Annotated in this window: 13 protein-coding genes; 7 read left to right on the plus strand and 6 right to left on the minus strand. The window is 63.5% G+C overall.

Annotation, left to right across the window (positions count from 1 at the left end; translation table 11 throughout):
• Positions 1-8: 8 nt before the first annotated feature.
• The 7 genes from ACR0NB_RS16080 (at position 9) to ACR0NB_RS16110 (ending at position 7,075) form a co-directional block, all read left to right on the plus strand.
• On the plus strand, positions 9-266 hold the full coding sequence (locus ACR0NB_RS16080; RefSeq protein ID WP_093963294.1) for a DUF4242 domain-containing protein: 258 nt from the start codon (positions 9-11) through the stop codon (positions 264-266).
• Between the two features lie 105 nt (positions 267-371).
• Positions 372-1,787 carry an FAD-binding oxidoreductase gene (locus ACR0NB_RS16085; protein WP_480776220.1) on the plus strand — a complete coding sequence of 472 codons (1,416 nt, stop codon included), beginning with the start codon at positions 372-374 and terminating at the stop codon, positions 1,785-1,787.
• Positions 1,788-1,892: 105 nt separating this feature from the next.
• Positions 1,893-2,708 (plus strand): ABC transporter substrate-binding protein, encoded by an 816-nt coding sequence (locus ACR0NB_RS16090; RefSeq protein WP_480776221.1) that lies wholly within the window; start codon positions 1,893-1,895, stop codon positions 2,706-2,708.
• 1 nt (position 2,709) lies between these two features.
• Positions 2,710-3,543, plus strand: a complete 834-nt coding sequence (locus ACR0NB_RS16095; RefSeq protein WP_480776222.1) for an amino acid ABC transporter permease — start codon at positions 2,710-2,712, stop codon at positions 3,541-3,543.
• Positions 3,543-4,274, plus strand: coding sequence for an amino acid ABC transporter ATP-binding protein (locus tag ACR0NB_RS16100; protein WP_170439718.1), 732 nt, complete (start codon positions 3,543-3,545; stop codon positions 4,272-4,274). The genes ACR0NB_RS16095 and ACR0NB_RS16100 overlap by 1 nt, the downstream gene beginning before the upstream one ends.
• 96 nt (positions 4,275-4,370) lie before the next feature.
• Entirely contained in the window at positions 4,371-6,215 is a 1,845-nt protein-coding gene (locus ACR0NB_RS16105) for an amidohydrolase (protein ID WP_480776223.1), read from the plus strand.
• Between the two features lie 41 nt (positions 6,216-6,256).
• On the plus strand, positions 6,257-7,075 hold the full coding sequence (locus ACR0NB_RS16110) for a M90 family metallopeptidase (RefSeq protein WP_480776224.1): 819 nt from the start codon (positions 6,257-6,259) through the stop codon (positions 7,073-7,075).
• Positions 7,076-7,082: 7 nt separating this feature from the next.
• On the opposite strand, the gene nadC is transcribed toward ACR0NB_RS16110, so the two are convergent.
• The 6 genes from nadC to ACR0NB_RS16140 form a co-directional block, all read right to left on the minus strand.
• Positions 7,083-7,931, minus strand: coding sequence for a carboxylating nicotinate-nucleotide diphosphorylase (nadC, locus tag ACR0NB_RS16115; protein ID WP_480776225.1), 849 nt, complete (start codon positions 7,929-7,931; stop codon positions 7,083-7,085).
• Complete coding sequence (locus ACR0NB_RS16120; protein WP_480776226.1) at positions 7,904-9,496, minus strand: L-aspartate oxidase; 1,593 nt, start codon at positions 9,494-9,496, stop codon at positions 7,904-7,906. Before ACR0NB_RS16120 ends, nadC begins: the two co-directional genes overlap by 28 nt.
• Positions 9,497-9,504: 8 nt before the next feature.
• Positions 9,505-10,557, minus strand: coding sequence for a quinolinate synthase NadA (nadA, locus tag ACR0NB_RS16125; protein WP_480776227.1), 1,053 nt, complete (start codon positions 10,555-10,557; stop codon positions 9,505-9,507).
• Between the two features lie 142 nt (positions 10,558-10,699).
• Complete coding sequence (locus ACR0NB_RS16130; protein ID WP_480776375.1) at positions 10,700-11,710, minus strand: endonuclease/exonuclease/phosphatase family protein; 1,011 nt, start codon at positions 11,708-11,710, stop codon at positions 10,700-10,702.
• Complete coding sequence (locus tag ACR0NB_RS16135; protein WP_170359557.1) at positions 11,710-12,750, minus strand: ABC transporter ATP-binding protein; 1,041 nt, start codon at positions 12,748-12,750, stop codon at positions 11,710-11,712. The genes ACR0NB_RS16130 and ACR0NB_RS16135 overlap by 1 nt, the downstream gene beginning before the upstream one ends.
• Before the next feature lie 10 nt (positions 12,751-12,760).
• Positions 12,761-13,645, minus strand: coding sequence for an ABC transporter permease subunit (locus tag ACR0NB_RS16140; protein WP_170341801.1), 885 nt, complete (start codon positions 13,643-13,645; stop codon positions 12,761-12,763).
• Positions 13,646-13,678: the final 33 nt, after the last annotated feature.

The raw sequence follows: 13,678 nt of genomic DNA on the forward strand, positions 1-13,678 counted from the left end.
GGTGCATAATGCCAAGGTACATCATCGAACGGAACTTCGCCGAACAGCTTGAGCTTGGCGACGATGACAAGGTAAAGATCAAGGAAATCAACGACGAAGAAGGAATCGAGTGGATTTTCTCGTTCCTGAGCGCGGACAAGCGAAAAACCTATTGTCTATACGAGGCGCCGGACGCGGAAAGCCTGCGCAAGGCGGCCAAGCGTCTGAACATTCCGGCTGATGTCATCACGCCAGTTGATCGGATTGATCCCGGTATCTTCGCCTGAAACGACCCAATTTGCATTGCGCGCCCTTCGCTCGAATGGGGCGCGCAACCCTTTGCCCGAGGCAGCACCGCAGGAAACCTGTCCACCTGATCTGGAGGACTGATCATGTTTGACCTGATAACGCTGAACGGCAGCACCAAATCCGTGGACCAAGACGCGCTGGACGCTTTGGACGCGTCGCTGCGTGGATCCGTCTTTCTTCCCGGCAGCCCCGAATACGATAGTGCCCGCACCACCTGGAACAGCATCGTCGATCGCAAACCCGGCTTTGTGATCCGGGCGCTCGGGGCCAGCGATGTGCAAAGGGCCGTGAATTTCGTGCGCGAGGCAGGGCTGATCATGTCCGTCCGCTCGGGCGGGCACCAGATCGCCGGACATGCCGTGGCCGATGATGCGGTGATGCTGGACCTGTCGCAGATGAAATCGGTGCATGTCGACCCGAAAGCGCGCACCGCGCGTGTGGCGCCGGGCGCGGTGTTGGGTGACGTGGACCGAGAGACGCAGGCGCACGGGTTGGTGGTTCCGACGGGCATCAACTCGACCACCGGGATCGCGGGGTTGACCCTGGGCGGCGGCTTTGGCTGGACCACGCGCAAGTTCGGCATGACCATCGACAACCTGATCTCGGCCGAGGTGGTGCTGGCCGATGGCTCGATCGTGACCGCATCGGAAAACAGCCACCCGGACCTGTTCTGGGCCATTCGCGGCGGTGGCGGCAATTTCGGCGTGGTCACCTCGTTCGAGTTCCGCCTGCACCCGCTGGGGCCGCAGGTGTTGTCCGGCCTTGTGGTGCATCCGATCGAGCAGGGCCCCGCTCTGCTGCCCGAATACGCGCGGATCGCTGACACTGCGCCTGACGAGTTGACGGTCTGGACGGTGATGCGCAAGGCCCCTCCCCTGCCCTTCCTTCCCGAAGACTGGCACGGGCGCGAGGTGCTGATCTTTGCCGCCTGCTATGCAGGTCCCATCGAAAACGGCGAAGCCGCGATGGAGCCGCTGCGCGCCCTCGGGGACCCGATCATGGACGTAATCTCGCCGCACGCCTTCGTCGACTGGCAGGCCGCTTTTGACCCCCTGCTGACCCCCGGCGCGCGAAACTATTGGAAAAGTCACGATTTTGATGCCTTGCCCGCGGATGCAATCGCAGGGCTTCTGGACAGTATCTCGACCCTTCCGGATCCGTCCTGCGAGGTATTCATTGCCCATGTCGGCGGTGCGATGGCCCGGGTCGAGGCTGCGGCGACAGCCTATCCGCAACGCTCGGCCCATTTCATCATGAACGTGCACACCCGTTGGGAAGATCCGGCCAAGGATGACACCTGCATCGCCTGGGCACGCGCGCTCTATGACCGCATGACGCCGCATGCAACCGGCAGTGCCTATGTCAATTTCATGCCAGCGGACGAGGCCGATCATCTGTCCGGCGCCTACGGGGCCAATGCCACGCAGCTGTCGCGCATCAAAGGGCGGTACGATCCCGGCAACCTGTTCCGGGTGAACCACAACATTCCACCCGCGTGACGGCTTGAACTTCATGCGGTGTCTGGCATAGACCGCGACCAACTGGACAGGGTCGGCGGGCAACACTACCGTGGGCCCGACATTCCCAACAGGAGACCCAGACTCATGTCCAAGATGCTTTCGATCGCGGCCGCAACCCTTGCGTTCACCGCAACTTCGGCCCTCGCGGACGGGCATTGCGCCGCGGGCAAGACCCTGACCGAGGGCAAGTTCACCGCGGCCACCGGAAACCCGGCCTATTACCCGTGGGTGATGGACGACGCGCCCGAGTCCGGCCAGGGCTTTGAAGCCGCCGTCGCATATGCCGTAGCCGAAGAGATGGGCTTTGCCGCGGATGACGTGGTCTGGGTCCGGTCGTCCTTTGACGAGGCGATCCAGCCCGGCGCCAAGAATTTCGACGTGAACATCCAGCAATACTCGATCACGCCCGAACGCGATCAGGTCGTTGATTTCTCGGCCCCCTACTACACCGCACCGATGGCGGTTCTGGTCAGCGCAAACGCCGTTGATACCCCGCCCACGCTCGAGGCGCTGAAGGGCCTGCAATGGGGCGCGGTCGGGTCGACCACCGCCGTGCCGAAACTGGCCAGCGTGATCCAGCCGGATGCCGACCCGCTGCTCTATGGCGACAATGCCGATGTGAACGCGGCCATGACCGCCAACCAGATCGACGCCGCGCTGTTCGACCTGCCTACCGCCCTGTTCCTGAGCGCGGTGATGATCGAAGGGTCCAAGGTCATCGGCCAGTTCCCGGCCGATCAAGGCGACAACCCCGACCAGTTCGGCATGTTGATGGAGGAAGGCAACCCGCTGAAATCCTGCTTGGATGCAGCCATCGCCGCGCTGACCGAAAGCGGCAAGCTGGCCGAGATCGAGGCCAAATGGCTGCAGGACACGACGGGCGTTCCGCTGATCAAGTGACATGATACGAAACAGAACGGCGGGCCCGACCCGCCGCGAACTTTTTGAGGCGCAGCAGCGGCGGCGGTCGATCCGGATCGCCGCGACCAGCACCGCTCTGGTCGTCGTGGCGCTGATCGTGCTGGTGCCGCTGGCGCCGGGCTGGGCAAAGGTCCAGCAGAGCTTTTTCAACGGCGAGGTTTTGGTCAAGACCTTCCCGAAGCTGCTCGAAGCCTTCAAGATCAACGTGATGATCTTTGCCTGGTCGGCGCCCGCGATCGCGGTGCTGGGGCTGCTGATCGCGCTGGCCCGCGACACCAAATCGCCCGCGCTGTTCCCGTTGCGCATCTTCGGCGCTGCCTTCACCGACATCTTCCGCGGCGTGCCTGTGATCTTGACCGTCTATCTGATCGGCTTCGGCATTCCCGGGCTGGGCCTGACCCGACCGTGGAACTCACCCTATATCTGGGGGTCGCTGGCGTTGATCCTGACCTATTCGGCCTATGTGGCCGAGATTTTCCGCTCGGGCATCGACAGCGTGCATCACAGCCAACGCGCCGCCGCCCTGTCGCTGGGCCTGACCGAAGGCCAGGTGATGCGCGACGTGGTACTGCCGCAGGCCGTCCGCAACGTCGTGCCGTCGCAGATGAACATGCTGATCGCGCTGCAAAAGGACGTGTCGCTGCTCAGTTTCATCGGCCCGGTCGAGATCTTCCGCCAGGCGGGCGTGTTCAAATCGCTGCTGGCGAATTTCACGCCTTACGTGGGCGCGGCGATCATCTTCCTGATCGTGACCATCCCGGCGACGCGCTACGCCGACCACCTTATGGCCAAGCAGATGCGGGAGCGGCGTTGATGTCGAAACTGAACCTGCGCAACGTCGTCAAACGCTTTGGCGACCGCACCGTCTGCGACGGCATCGACCTGACCGTGGACCAGGGGCAGATGGTCTGCCTGATCGGCGCCTCCGGGGCGGGCAAATCCACCGTTCTGCGCTGCATCAACCTGCTCGAGCCGATCGAGGATGGTGAGATCCTGCTGGACGGGGTCGACATTTCGGTGCCGGGTCTGGATCCGCAATCGGTGCGCGCGCGCATCGGCATCGTGTTCCAGAGCTTCAACCTGTTCCCGCACATGACGGCGCTGGACAACGTGATGCTGGCGCCGCGCCGCGTGCGCGGCCGCACGCGCGCCGAGCTGCTGCCCCAGATCGAAGAGATGTTCGAACGCTTCGGGCTTGCCGACCGGATGCACAACTATCCCGACCAACTATCTGGTGGACAGCAGCAGCGCGTCGCCATCGTGCGCGCCCTGGCCATGCAGCCCGAGGTGATGTTGTTCGATGAGATTACCTCGGCTCTGGACCCGCAATTGGTGGGCGAGGTTCTGGACGTGCTGCTGATGCTCAAACAGCAGGGCATGACGATGGTGATGGCCACGCACGAGATGGGCTTTGCCCGGCAGGCCGCAGACAAGGTGTGTTTCCTGCAGAACGGCCGCATCGTCGAGGAAGGCCCGCCCGAGCAGCTGTTCGACCACCCGCAGCAGGACGCCACACGGCAATTCCTGGCGCGCGCGCTCAAGTAAACGCCGACGTCGGATCAGCAATTCAACATTGCACGGGCCGGACGCCAACTTCGTGCTAGACTCCAGCGCATTGCCATATGCTGCTGGAGGTTCGGAATGCGTCTTTTGTCCCAGTCTGCCGTGAGCGTTGCTGCCGGTCTGACCCTCGGCAACATGGCTTTGGCCCAACAGATCGCGGACACGATCTATACCGGTGGTCCGATACAGACGATCGATGACGCCAGGCCCACGGTACAGGCGGTCGCAGTCAAGGATGGGCGGATCATCGCGGTAGGTGAACTGGCCAAGATGCGCAGCCACCAGGGCGACGACACGACGATCTTTGATCTGGACGGGCGCGCAATGCTGCCCGGTTTTGTCGACAGCCACGGCCACGTGGTCATGGGCGGTTTGCAAGCCTTGTCGGCGAACCTGCTGGCCCCACCGGATGGCAAGGTCACCGACATTGCCAGCCTGCAGGCGGCGTTGTCCGCGTGGGCCGAGGCCAATGGTGACACGGTCGAAGCGATGGGGATGATCATCGGCTTTGGCTATGACAATGCACAACTGGCCGAACTGCGCCACCCTACCCGTTCCGAACTGGACGCGGTATCGCGCGACGTTCCGATCATGATCATCCACCAATCGGGCCATCTGGGGGTGGGCAATTCCAAGGCGCTTGAATTGGCCGGGATCACCGCAGAAACCGAGAACCCGCCCGGAGGCGTGATCCGAAGAGACGAGGCCGGTGAGCCGAACGGCGTGCTGGAGGAGTACGCATTCTTCGGCGCCCTGGTGCCCCTGCTCGGCAGTGTCGGGGAAGACGGGCTGCAGACTTTCGCGCGCGCCGGCAGCCGGATGTGGGCGCGCTTTGGCTACACCACCGCGCAAGAAGGGCGCACCTCGGGCGCGGCGGTTCAGGCCCTGCGCCGGGTGGCCGCGGACGGCGACCTTCCCATCGACGTCGTGGCCTTTCCCGACGTTCTGGAATCGCGCGACTTCATCGCGTCGGACGCCTCGCGCACCTATGCCGACCGGGTGCGAGTCGGCGGGTGCAAGCTGACAATCGACGGTTCGCCGCAAGGATTTACCGCACTGCGGGATCGGCCCTACTACGATCCGGTCGGGGATTACCCGCCCGGCTATGCCGGATACGCCGCCATCACGCGCGAACAGTTGCAGGATGCGGTGAACTGGTGTTTCGAGAACGGCCACCAGATCCTGACCCACTCCAATGGCGAGGGGGCCACGGACATGCTGATCGCTGCCATCGACGAGGCGCAGCTGACCTACGGCGATCCGGGCAACCGGCCGGTTCTGGTGCACGGTCAGTTCCTGCGCGAGGATCAGGTGGCCAGCCTCAAACGATTGGGCGTGTTCCCCTCGCTGTTTCCGATGCACACCTTCTACTGGGGCGATTGGCACCGCGACCACACGGTCGGGCCGGTCAATGCCGACAACATCTCGCCCACCGGCTGGGTGACAGAACGCGGCATGATGTTCGGTACGCATCACGACGCGCCCGTGGCGTTTCCCGACAGCATGCGGGTTCTGGCCGCGACGGTCACCCGGCGCACCCGATCTGGCGACATCCTGGGCCCGCATCAACGGGTCGATGTGATGACGGCGCTCAAGGCGATGACGATCTGGCCGGCATGGCAGCATTTCGAGGAAGACCAGAAGGGATCGATCGAGGTGGGCAAACTGGCCGATTTCGTTATCCTTTCGGATGACCCGACCGCGGTCGACCCCGAAACGCTTGCCCAGCTTCGTGTGGTGACCACCATCAAAGAGGATGCGGTGATCTTCGACGCCGATACGGCGGTCAAGGAGGGGCGACTGGACCGACGCCCCCTTGCCCCCGACCCGGTGACGGCACATCTGCTGCTGCATGCGCTGTATCAGGGCATGGATGTCGAACGGCCTTGGCTGGTGGACTTCACGCAGCCCTCGACCGAATGAATAGGCTTTCCGAGGTGGGGCAATAGAGATACCGTCGCCACATGGTGCTTTTTCTGAGCCTTGTTGCGACAATCGCCGGTCTGTTGGCCTGGTATTTCTGGTCGAAGTCCAGGGCCAGGGCCGAGCTGTTGCAAACACCGCTGAGCGATGAGGAGCGGCGGACCATCCACGCGACGGTGCCGATCCTCGAGCGGCTGCCTGCCAAGCTGCGCGCCACTTTGGAAGGCAAGATCAACCTGTTCCTGAATCAGGTCGATTTCATCGGCTGCGACGGGCTGGAGGTCACGGACGAGATGCGTCTGTCGATCGCAGCACAAGCCTGCCTTCTGGTCGTCAACTCGGACCAATGGTACGACAACCTGACGACGGTCCTGATCTATCCAAACGCCTTCAAGTCCCGCCAACAGCGGCACAGTGGCTATGTCGTGACCGAACAAGAGATCATCCGAACCGGCGAAAGCTGGGATCGGGGGCCGGTGATCCTGTCCTGGGCGCACAGCCGGCAGGGCGCGGCAAACGATCATGACGGACACAACGTCGTGTTCCACGAATTCGCGCATCAGCTGGATGATCTGTCCGGCGGCACCAACGGTGTGCCAGTTCTGGCCAAGGGTCAAAGCTATGCCGAGTGGGAGTGTGTTTTTCTGGCCGCGTACGACGCGCATCTGCACGCCGTTGAAACTGGCCGGCGCACGGTGATCGACCCCTATGGCGCCACCGGACACGAGGAGTTCTTTGCCGTCACTGTCGAGCTGTTCTTCGAACGTCCCGAGGCCCTCAGGGATACTGCGCCCGAATTCTATGGGCAGCTGTCCAAATACTTCCGGCTGGATCCAATCGAATGGCCGAAACCTTCGTGATCCGTGATCAGAAATCCAGACCCAGATCGGCTGTCCGATAGGAATGGGTCAGCGCCCCGGACGAGATGTAATCGACCCCGATGGCCGCGATCTCGGCCACCGTATCCACGGTGACATTGCCCGACGCCTCGGTCACCAGACGCCCATCCACCATCGCCACGGCCTCGGCCAGCATGTCAGGCGTCATGTTGTCCAGCAGCACCACATCGGCGCCGCCGGTTTCCAGAACCTCGGCCAACTGGTCCAGCCGGTCCACTTCGATCTCGACCTTCATCATGTGCGACGCACGCGCCTTGACCGCCTCGAGCACCGCGCGCACCCCGCCGGCGGCGGCGATGTGGTTGTCCTTGATCAGAATCGCATCCGACAGCGAATGACGGTGATTGAACCCGCCGCCATGCAGCACGGCCAGTTTCTCGACGATGCGCAGGCCCGGTGTGGTCTTGCGGGTGCAGGTGATGCGCGCCTTGGTCCCGGCGGTCTGCGCCACCAGCTTGGCCGTCAGGGTCGCCACCCCGGTCAGACGACCGGCAAAGTTCAGCGCCACGCGTTCCCCCGACAGGATCGAGGCTGCGCTGCCGGCGATCTCCATGAGGGTCTGGCCCTTGGTGCAACGGTCCCCGTCCGCCACAAGCGGCGTGATCTTCAACGTCGGGTCCACCAGCCGGAACGCCAGGGCCGCCACCTGCATGCCCGACACAACCGCATCCTCGCGCGCGTTCAGCCGCGCGGCGTAGGTCACGTCCGCTGGGATCACGGTACGGGTGGTGATGTCGCCGCAGGTGCCCAGATCCTCGGACAGCGCAGCGCGGACCATCGGTTCGAGGATCAGGTCGGGGACAGTGGCATGATGCATGTTGCGGTTTCCTTTGAAATTTTCGACCGCAGCGCCACGGCCTCGTCCAATGTCAGATCAGACCGCCGCCCCGGCCCTTCGGCCGCATCCGGACAGTCCGACCGATAGTGCGCGCCGCGGCTTTCGGTGCGCATCAGCGCTGCTGCCGCGATCAGCGTGGCGGTTGCGGTCATGCTTCGGAACAGGTGCGACTGCCCGTGCAGCGACTCCAACACGGCGATCCGGCCCAAGGCGCGGTGCAGCCCGTCCGCGTCGCGGACCACCCCAACGCCATCGGTCATGACCTGGCGCAGTTCGGCTACGGCTTGGGGGTCGGGTTCGGTGCCGCCCGACGGCAGGCCCAGCCGCACCTCGGGCGCGTCGGCCACCGTCAGGGTGCCCGCAATGTCACGGGCGCAGGCGCGGGCAAAGACCAGCGCCTCGAGCAGACCGTTCGACGCCAGCCGGTTCGCCCCGTGCAACCCGGTCGAGGCCGCCTCGCCACATGCCCAGAGCCCGGTCAGAGAGCTGCGGCCGTTCAGGTCGGTTGCCACGCCGCCCATGTGGTAATGCGCCGCCGCCGCCACTGGGATCGGTTGGGTCACGGGGTCGACACCGTTGCGCAGGCAGGCCTCGGTCACCGCCGGAAACTGACTGCGGATCGCCGCGCCGATCGCCGCGCGGGTATCCAGCGCGGGCCGGTTGCCGGCTTTGGTTTCCAGATAGACGGCGCGCGCCACGACATCACGTGGGGCCAGCTCGGCATCGGGGTGGATGCCTTGCATGAACCGTTCGCCGTGGCGGTTGATCAGTATTGCGCCCTCGCCACGCAAAGCCTCGGTAGCCAGAGGCATCGGGTCCTCGCCCACGTCGATCGCGGTGGGGTGAAACTGGATGAACTCGGCATCGGCGATCCGGGCCCCGGCCCGTGCGGCCATGCCGATCCCCTGCCCACGGATACGCGCCGGGTTGGTGGTGCGAGCATAGAGCCCCGCCGACCCGCCCGTGGCCAGTACATGCGCCGCCCCGCGCAGTAGCACCGGTTCGGCCCCCGGCGCATCGGTCGGCGCCAGGTACACGCCCGAGACCTTGGCCCCGTCGCTTTCCAGCCCCACCGCCAGCGCCCCTTCGATCACCTGGACCGAAGCACGCCGCCTTAGCTCGGCGATCAGGGCGCGCATGATCTCGGCACCGGCCTGGTCGCCCTTGACGCGCACCACACGGGCCACCGAATGGGCCGCTTCCTGCGATTGGATGAACCCGCCATCGGCGTCCCGGTCGAACCCGGTGCCCAGATCAGACAGGTCCAGAATGTGATCCCGCGCCGCGCGGGTAACGAACTCGGCCACCTCCTGCAGGACGGACCCTGCACCGGCGCGCATCGTGTCGCGGGCATGGGCTTCTGGGCTGTCGGACGGGTCCATTGCCGCCGCCACCCCTCCCTGCGCCCAAGCCGAACTGGCACCCGAGCCCAGCGGCTCGGGCGAGATCACCACCACCGGGTGCGGATCGAGCTTGAGCGCTGTATAGACCGCGGCCAGCCCGCCGCCGATGATGACCACCCGAGGGGTCGAGACCGTCTGCATCGCCCCGATCAAATTCCCAGCTTGCGCGACAGGTCAATCATCCGCTGCACGGAAAGGCGCGCTTTTTCCGCCACGTCGGGGTCAACCTCGACCTGCCCGGTCATGGTGTCCAGCGCGTACAACACCTTTTCCAGCGTGATCTTTTTCATGTAGGGGCACATGTTGCAGGGGCCGACGAAATCGACCTGCGGCAGCGCATCCGCGATGTTCGACGCCATCGAACACTCGGTGATCAGCATCGCCTTTTCGGGCTGTTCGTCGGTGACATATTTGATGATGCCGCTGGTCGAACCCGAGAAATCGGCCTCGGCCACAACATCGGGCGGGCATTCGGGATGCGCAATCAGGCGGGTGCCCGGGTTCCATTCGCGGAACTCACGCAGGTCCTGCGCCGTGTATTGCTCGTGCACGATGCACGAGCCTTCCCACCAGACCACGTTCTTCTGCGGCACGTCGCGGGCCACGTTCTGCGCCAGGTACTGGTCGGGGGTCATGATGACCGTGTCGCTGTCCATCGCCGCCACGATCTGCGCCGCGTTGGACGACGTGCAGCAGATGTCGGATGCCGCCTTCACCTCGGCCGTGGTGTTCACATAGGACACGACCGGCGCGCCGGGATAACGGTGGCGCATCTCGGCGATGCCTTCGGCGGTGATCGACTCGGCCAGCGAACAGCCGGCCTCCATGTCGGGCATCAGAACCGTCTTTTCGGGGCTGAGGATCTTTGAGGTCTCGGCCATGAAATGCACGCCGCATTGCACGATCACCTCGGCCTCGACCTCGGTCGCCTTGATGGCCAGCTGCAGGCTGTCGCCGACGAAGTCCGAAATGCCGTGATAGATCTCGGGCGTCATGTAGTTGTGGCCCAGGATCACCGCGTTGCGTTCGGCTTTCAGATCGTTGATCGCCTTGACATAGGGCGCGTAGATCGCCCAGTCCGCTGGCGTGACGACACGCGACATGCGGTCGTAGATATCGCTCATGCTGGCGGCCAGCTCGGGCGACGGGGTCAGGTCGAATTTCTCGGAAAGATGCGCGCGCTGCGCGGGGAGGTCAAACACTGGACTGGTTTTCCGCCTGTTGAATAGGTGGCCTCGTTCTTATGGGGTTTCCAAACCGTTTTCCACAGTCGAACCGCGAAAAAACGCCCAGAAATTCATCGGGACGTTGGCCACGTGACCAAATATCGCGGACAGGCCGGAGTCACCCGGCGTCAGGCACTTCAACCGCGCACCAGACACAGTCATGATCCGAGAGCGGCTTGGCGTCAGCGGTCAGCGACGACAGCAGACCCCGGTCGCGGCAGATCAGCCCCTTGCCGGCGAACCAGTCCAGCTTCATCACCCGGTCCGGGTGCGGCGTGATCAGGCTGGGTCGGGTGGTGTGGCCTTCGGTCGTGAACTCCCAGGAAAAGCCGCGCTGCTCCGCCAAAGCAAACAGGGTTTCCCGGCGCCAGTCGAAATCCGGTGGCAGGTGGTTGCCGGTATTCAGATCGCCACCGATCAACACCGGCATCCCGGGCGCAAACTCATCGAGCGTATCCAGCAGAAGCTGAAACTGCGCATGGCGATGCGCGGCCGCGGCGTTGCTTTCCAGATGGGTGGAGACCACGCATACAGGCCCGTTCTCGGTCGCGACTTCTGCAGCAATCGCCATTCGGCCACCCAGCCGCGGTTGTTGCGGATCCGACGCCCCGGACTCGGCCGCAAACCAGTGGCCATGGTCGTCAAGACGGATCATGGCCACGCGTTTGAACGGAACCGAGGACAGAATCGCGTTCCCATGCCACCCGAGGGTGTTGAAATCATCCTTGCAAAAGGCGCGCTCGGTCGGACCGCCCAGATCCAGTTCGTGAAACTCGACTCCAAAGGCGTAGGCCATACCCAGCTTGCCGGCCATTTCTGCCGTCGTGTGACGTTGACCGGTACGGGACATACCGTGGTCCACCTCGGACAGCAGAACGATGTCCGGGGTCACAGCCGCCAGGTGGGCTGCGCTTTCTTCGGGGAACAGGCAACGTTCCACATTCCAAGCCGCAGCCGAGAAACGTGCACCCAGAACGTCCCGGGTTGCGTTTCCGCCCAGTTGCACCGCGTTCATCGCCGGTGTCTGCGCCATCAGGGCGCGGTGCGCCTCGGCCGTTCGCGGCGCTGCCAATATGCGGTCTCGGACATCATCCGAGACCGGCGGCAAAGACGACACGATGTTCGTGATCACAGGGCTTTTCCGGTTTCCGGGTGGAACAGGCTGATCGCGTCGGGCTTGAGTGAGATCCGCGTTTCTCCGGGCGCGGCTTCGACATCCTTGCCCACGTGGATCGTGAACTCCTGATCCGCCAGACGCCCGTGCAACAGGCGGTGCGCGCCAAGCTCTTCGATAATGTCGACGTGAAAAGCGATCGAGCCCTCCGCCCCGATCAGTACATCTTCGGGTCGCACACCTACAGTCACCGCGCCAGACCCTTCGGCCGTGGCAAGCACCGTGTCGCCGTTGATCATCACGCGGCCGCCCTCCAGACGTGCGCCGATCAGGTTCATCGGCGGAGCGCCCATGAAGCTGGCCACGAAGGTCGAGGCCGGACGGTGATAGATCTCGGCCGGGGTGCCGATCTGTTCGATCCGGCCCGCGTTCATCACGATGATGCGGTCGGCCATGGTCATCGCCTCGACCTGGTCATGGGTGACATAGATCGAGGTCACCCCCAGACGCCGCTGCAGCGCCTTGATCTCGATCCGCATCTGGTTGCGCAGCTTGGCATCGAGGTTCGACAGCGGTTCGTCGAACAGGAAGAGCGCCGGATCACGCACGATGGCCCGCCCCATGGCAACCCGTTGGCGTTGACCGCCCGACAGTTGCGAGGGCTTTCGATCCAGAAACTCGTTCAGGTTCAGCATCGAAGCGGCTTCGGCCACCTTGCGGTCGATTTCGTCCTTGGGCGTCTTTCGATTTTTCAGACCATAGGCGATGTTCTTGCGCACGGTCATGTGCGGGTACAGCGCATAGTTCTGGAACACCATGGCGATGTCGCGATCGGCCGGGTCAACGTCATTCATGACGCGGCCATTGATCGTCAGTTCGCCTTCGGTGATTTCTTCCAGGCCGGCCACCATGCGCAGCAGAGTGGACTTGCCGCAGCCCGACGGGCCGACAAGAACCACGAATTCGCCATCACCGATGTCGAAACTGGACGGGGTCAGCGCCTCGGCGCCGTTGGGATAGATTTTTCGGATGTTCTTCAGGGATACCTGAGCCATTGATTCTGCCTTACTTGTCGGATTCCGTCAGGCCCTTGACGAACCAGCTTTGGAAAAAGATGACGACCATGACCGGGGGGATGATGGCGATTATCGCCAGCAGGTTGGCCCGGCCGTATTCGGGAATGCGGTTGCCCTCCAGCACCTGCGTGATCTGCTTGATCCCGCGCACCAGGGTGAACATGTCCTCTTCGGTGGTGATCATCGTGGGCCACAAATACTGGTTCCACCCGAACACGAACATGATGATGAACATCGCCGCAATCATCGTACGCGACAGAGGCACCAGGATGTCGATGAAGAATTTCACCGGGCCGGCGCCGTCGATCCGCGCGGCCTCGACCAACTCTTCTGGAACCGAGCGGAAGAACTGCCTGAAGAAGAACGTGGCCGTGGCCGAGGCGATCAGCGGGATGATGAGGCCCTGATAGGTGTTCAGCATCCCCAGTTTCTGCACCACTTCGTACGAGGGCAGAATGCGCACTTCGAGCGGCAGCAACAACGTGGTGAAGATCACCCAGAAGGCCAGCGTGGCGAAGCGCAGACGGAAATAGACGATCGCATAGGCCGCCATCATGCCGATGATGATCTTGCCGAGGGCAAAACCGATGCCCAGGATGAACGAGTTCTTGAGCATGTTCATGCCCGTGTTCTGGCCGGAAAAGCCCGAGGCCTCGAACATTGCCTTCTGGAAGTTGGGGCCAAGTTCGTCCCCGATCGTCAGGCTGGGTCCGGTTTTGATCACCTCGACATCCGGAACAGTCGTCATCTGGAAGATCATCAGCAGCGGCAGCATCATGAACAACGATCCGACGATCAGGATCGTGTGATCAAGGATCGTGGACAGTCGGATGCCGCGCTTTCGCGTTTGGGTGGGTGAAGTGGCGGACGCCATCGCAGGGGTATGTGCTTCGGTCATTGTCTGCCC

Source organism: Ruegeria sp. CG3, assembly GCF_056537205.1.

Bases quoted from the DNA above. Each gene is read 5' to 3' on its own strand.
- ACR0NB_RS16095 (WP_480776222.1), top strand. From the start codon at position 2,710: ATGATACGAAACAGAACGGCGGGCCCGACCCGCCGCGAACTTTTTGAG.
- ACR0NB_RS16090 (WP_480776221.1), top strand. From the start codon at position 1,893: ATGTCCAAGATGCTTTCGATCGCGGCCGCAACCCTTGCGTTCACCGCA.
- nadC (WP_480776225.1), bottom strand. From the start codon at position 7,931: ATGCATCATGCCACTGTCCCCGACCTGATCCTCGAACCGATGGTCCGC.
- ACR0NB_RS16135 (WP_170359557.1), bottom strand. From the start codon at position 12,750: ATGGCTCAGGTATCCCTGAAGAACATCCGAAAAATCTATCCCAACGGC.
- ACR0NB_RS16085 (WP_480776220.1), top strand. From the start codon at position 372: ATGTTTGACCTGATAACGCTGAACGGCAGCACCAAATCCGTGGACCAA.
- ACR0NB_RS16080 (WP_093963294.1), top strand. From the start codon at position 9: ATGCCAAGGTACATCATCGAACGGAACTTCGCCGAACAGCTTGAGCTT.
- ACR0NB_RS16110 (WP_480776224.1), top strand. From the start codon at position 6,257: ATGGTGCTTTTTCTGAGCCTTGTTGCGACAATCGCCGGTCTGTTGGCC.
- ACR0NB_RS16140 (WP_170341801.1), bottom strand. From the start codon at position 13,645: ATGGCGTCCGCCACTTCACCCACCCAAACGCGAAAGCGCGGCATCCGA.
- ACR0NB_RS16105 (WP_480776223.1), top strand. From the start codon at position 4,371: ATGCGTCTTTTGTCCCAGTCTGCCGTGAGCGTTGCTGCCGGTCTGACC.
- ACR0NB_RS16120 (WP_480776226.1), bottom strand. From the start codon at position 9,496: ATGCAGACGGTCTCGACCCCTCGGGTGGTCATCATCGGCGGCGGGCTG.
- ACR0NB_RS16100 (WP_170439718.1), top strand. From the start codon at position 3,543: ATGTCGAAACTGAACCTGCGCAACGTCGTCAAACGCTTTGGCGACCGC.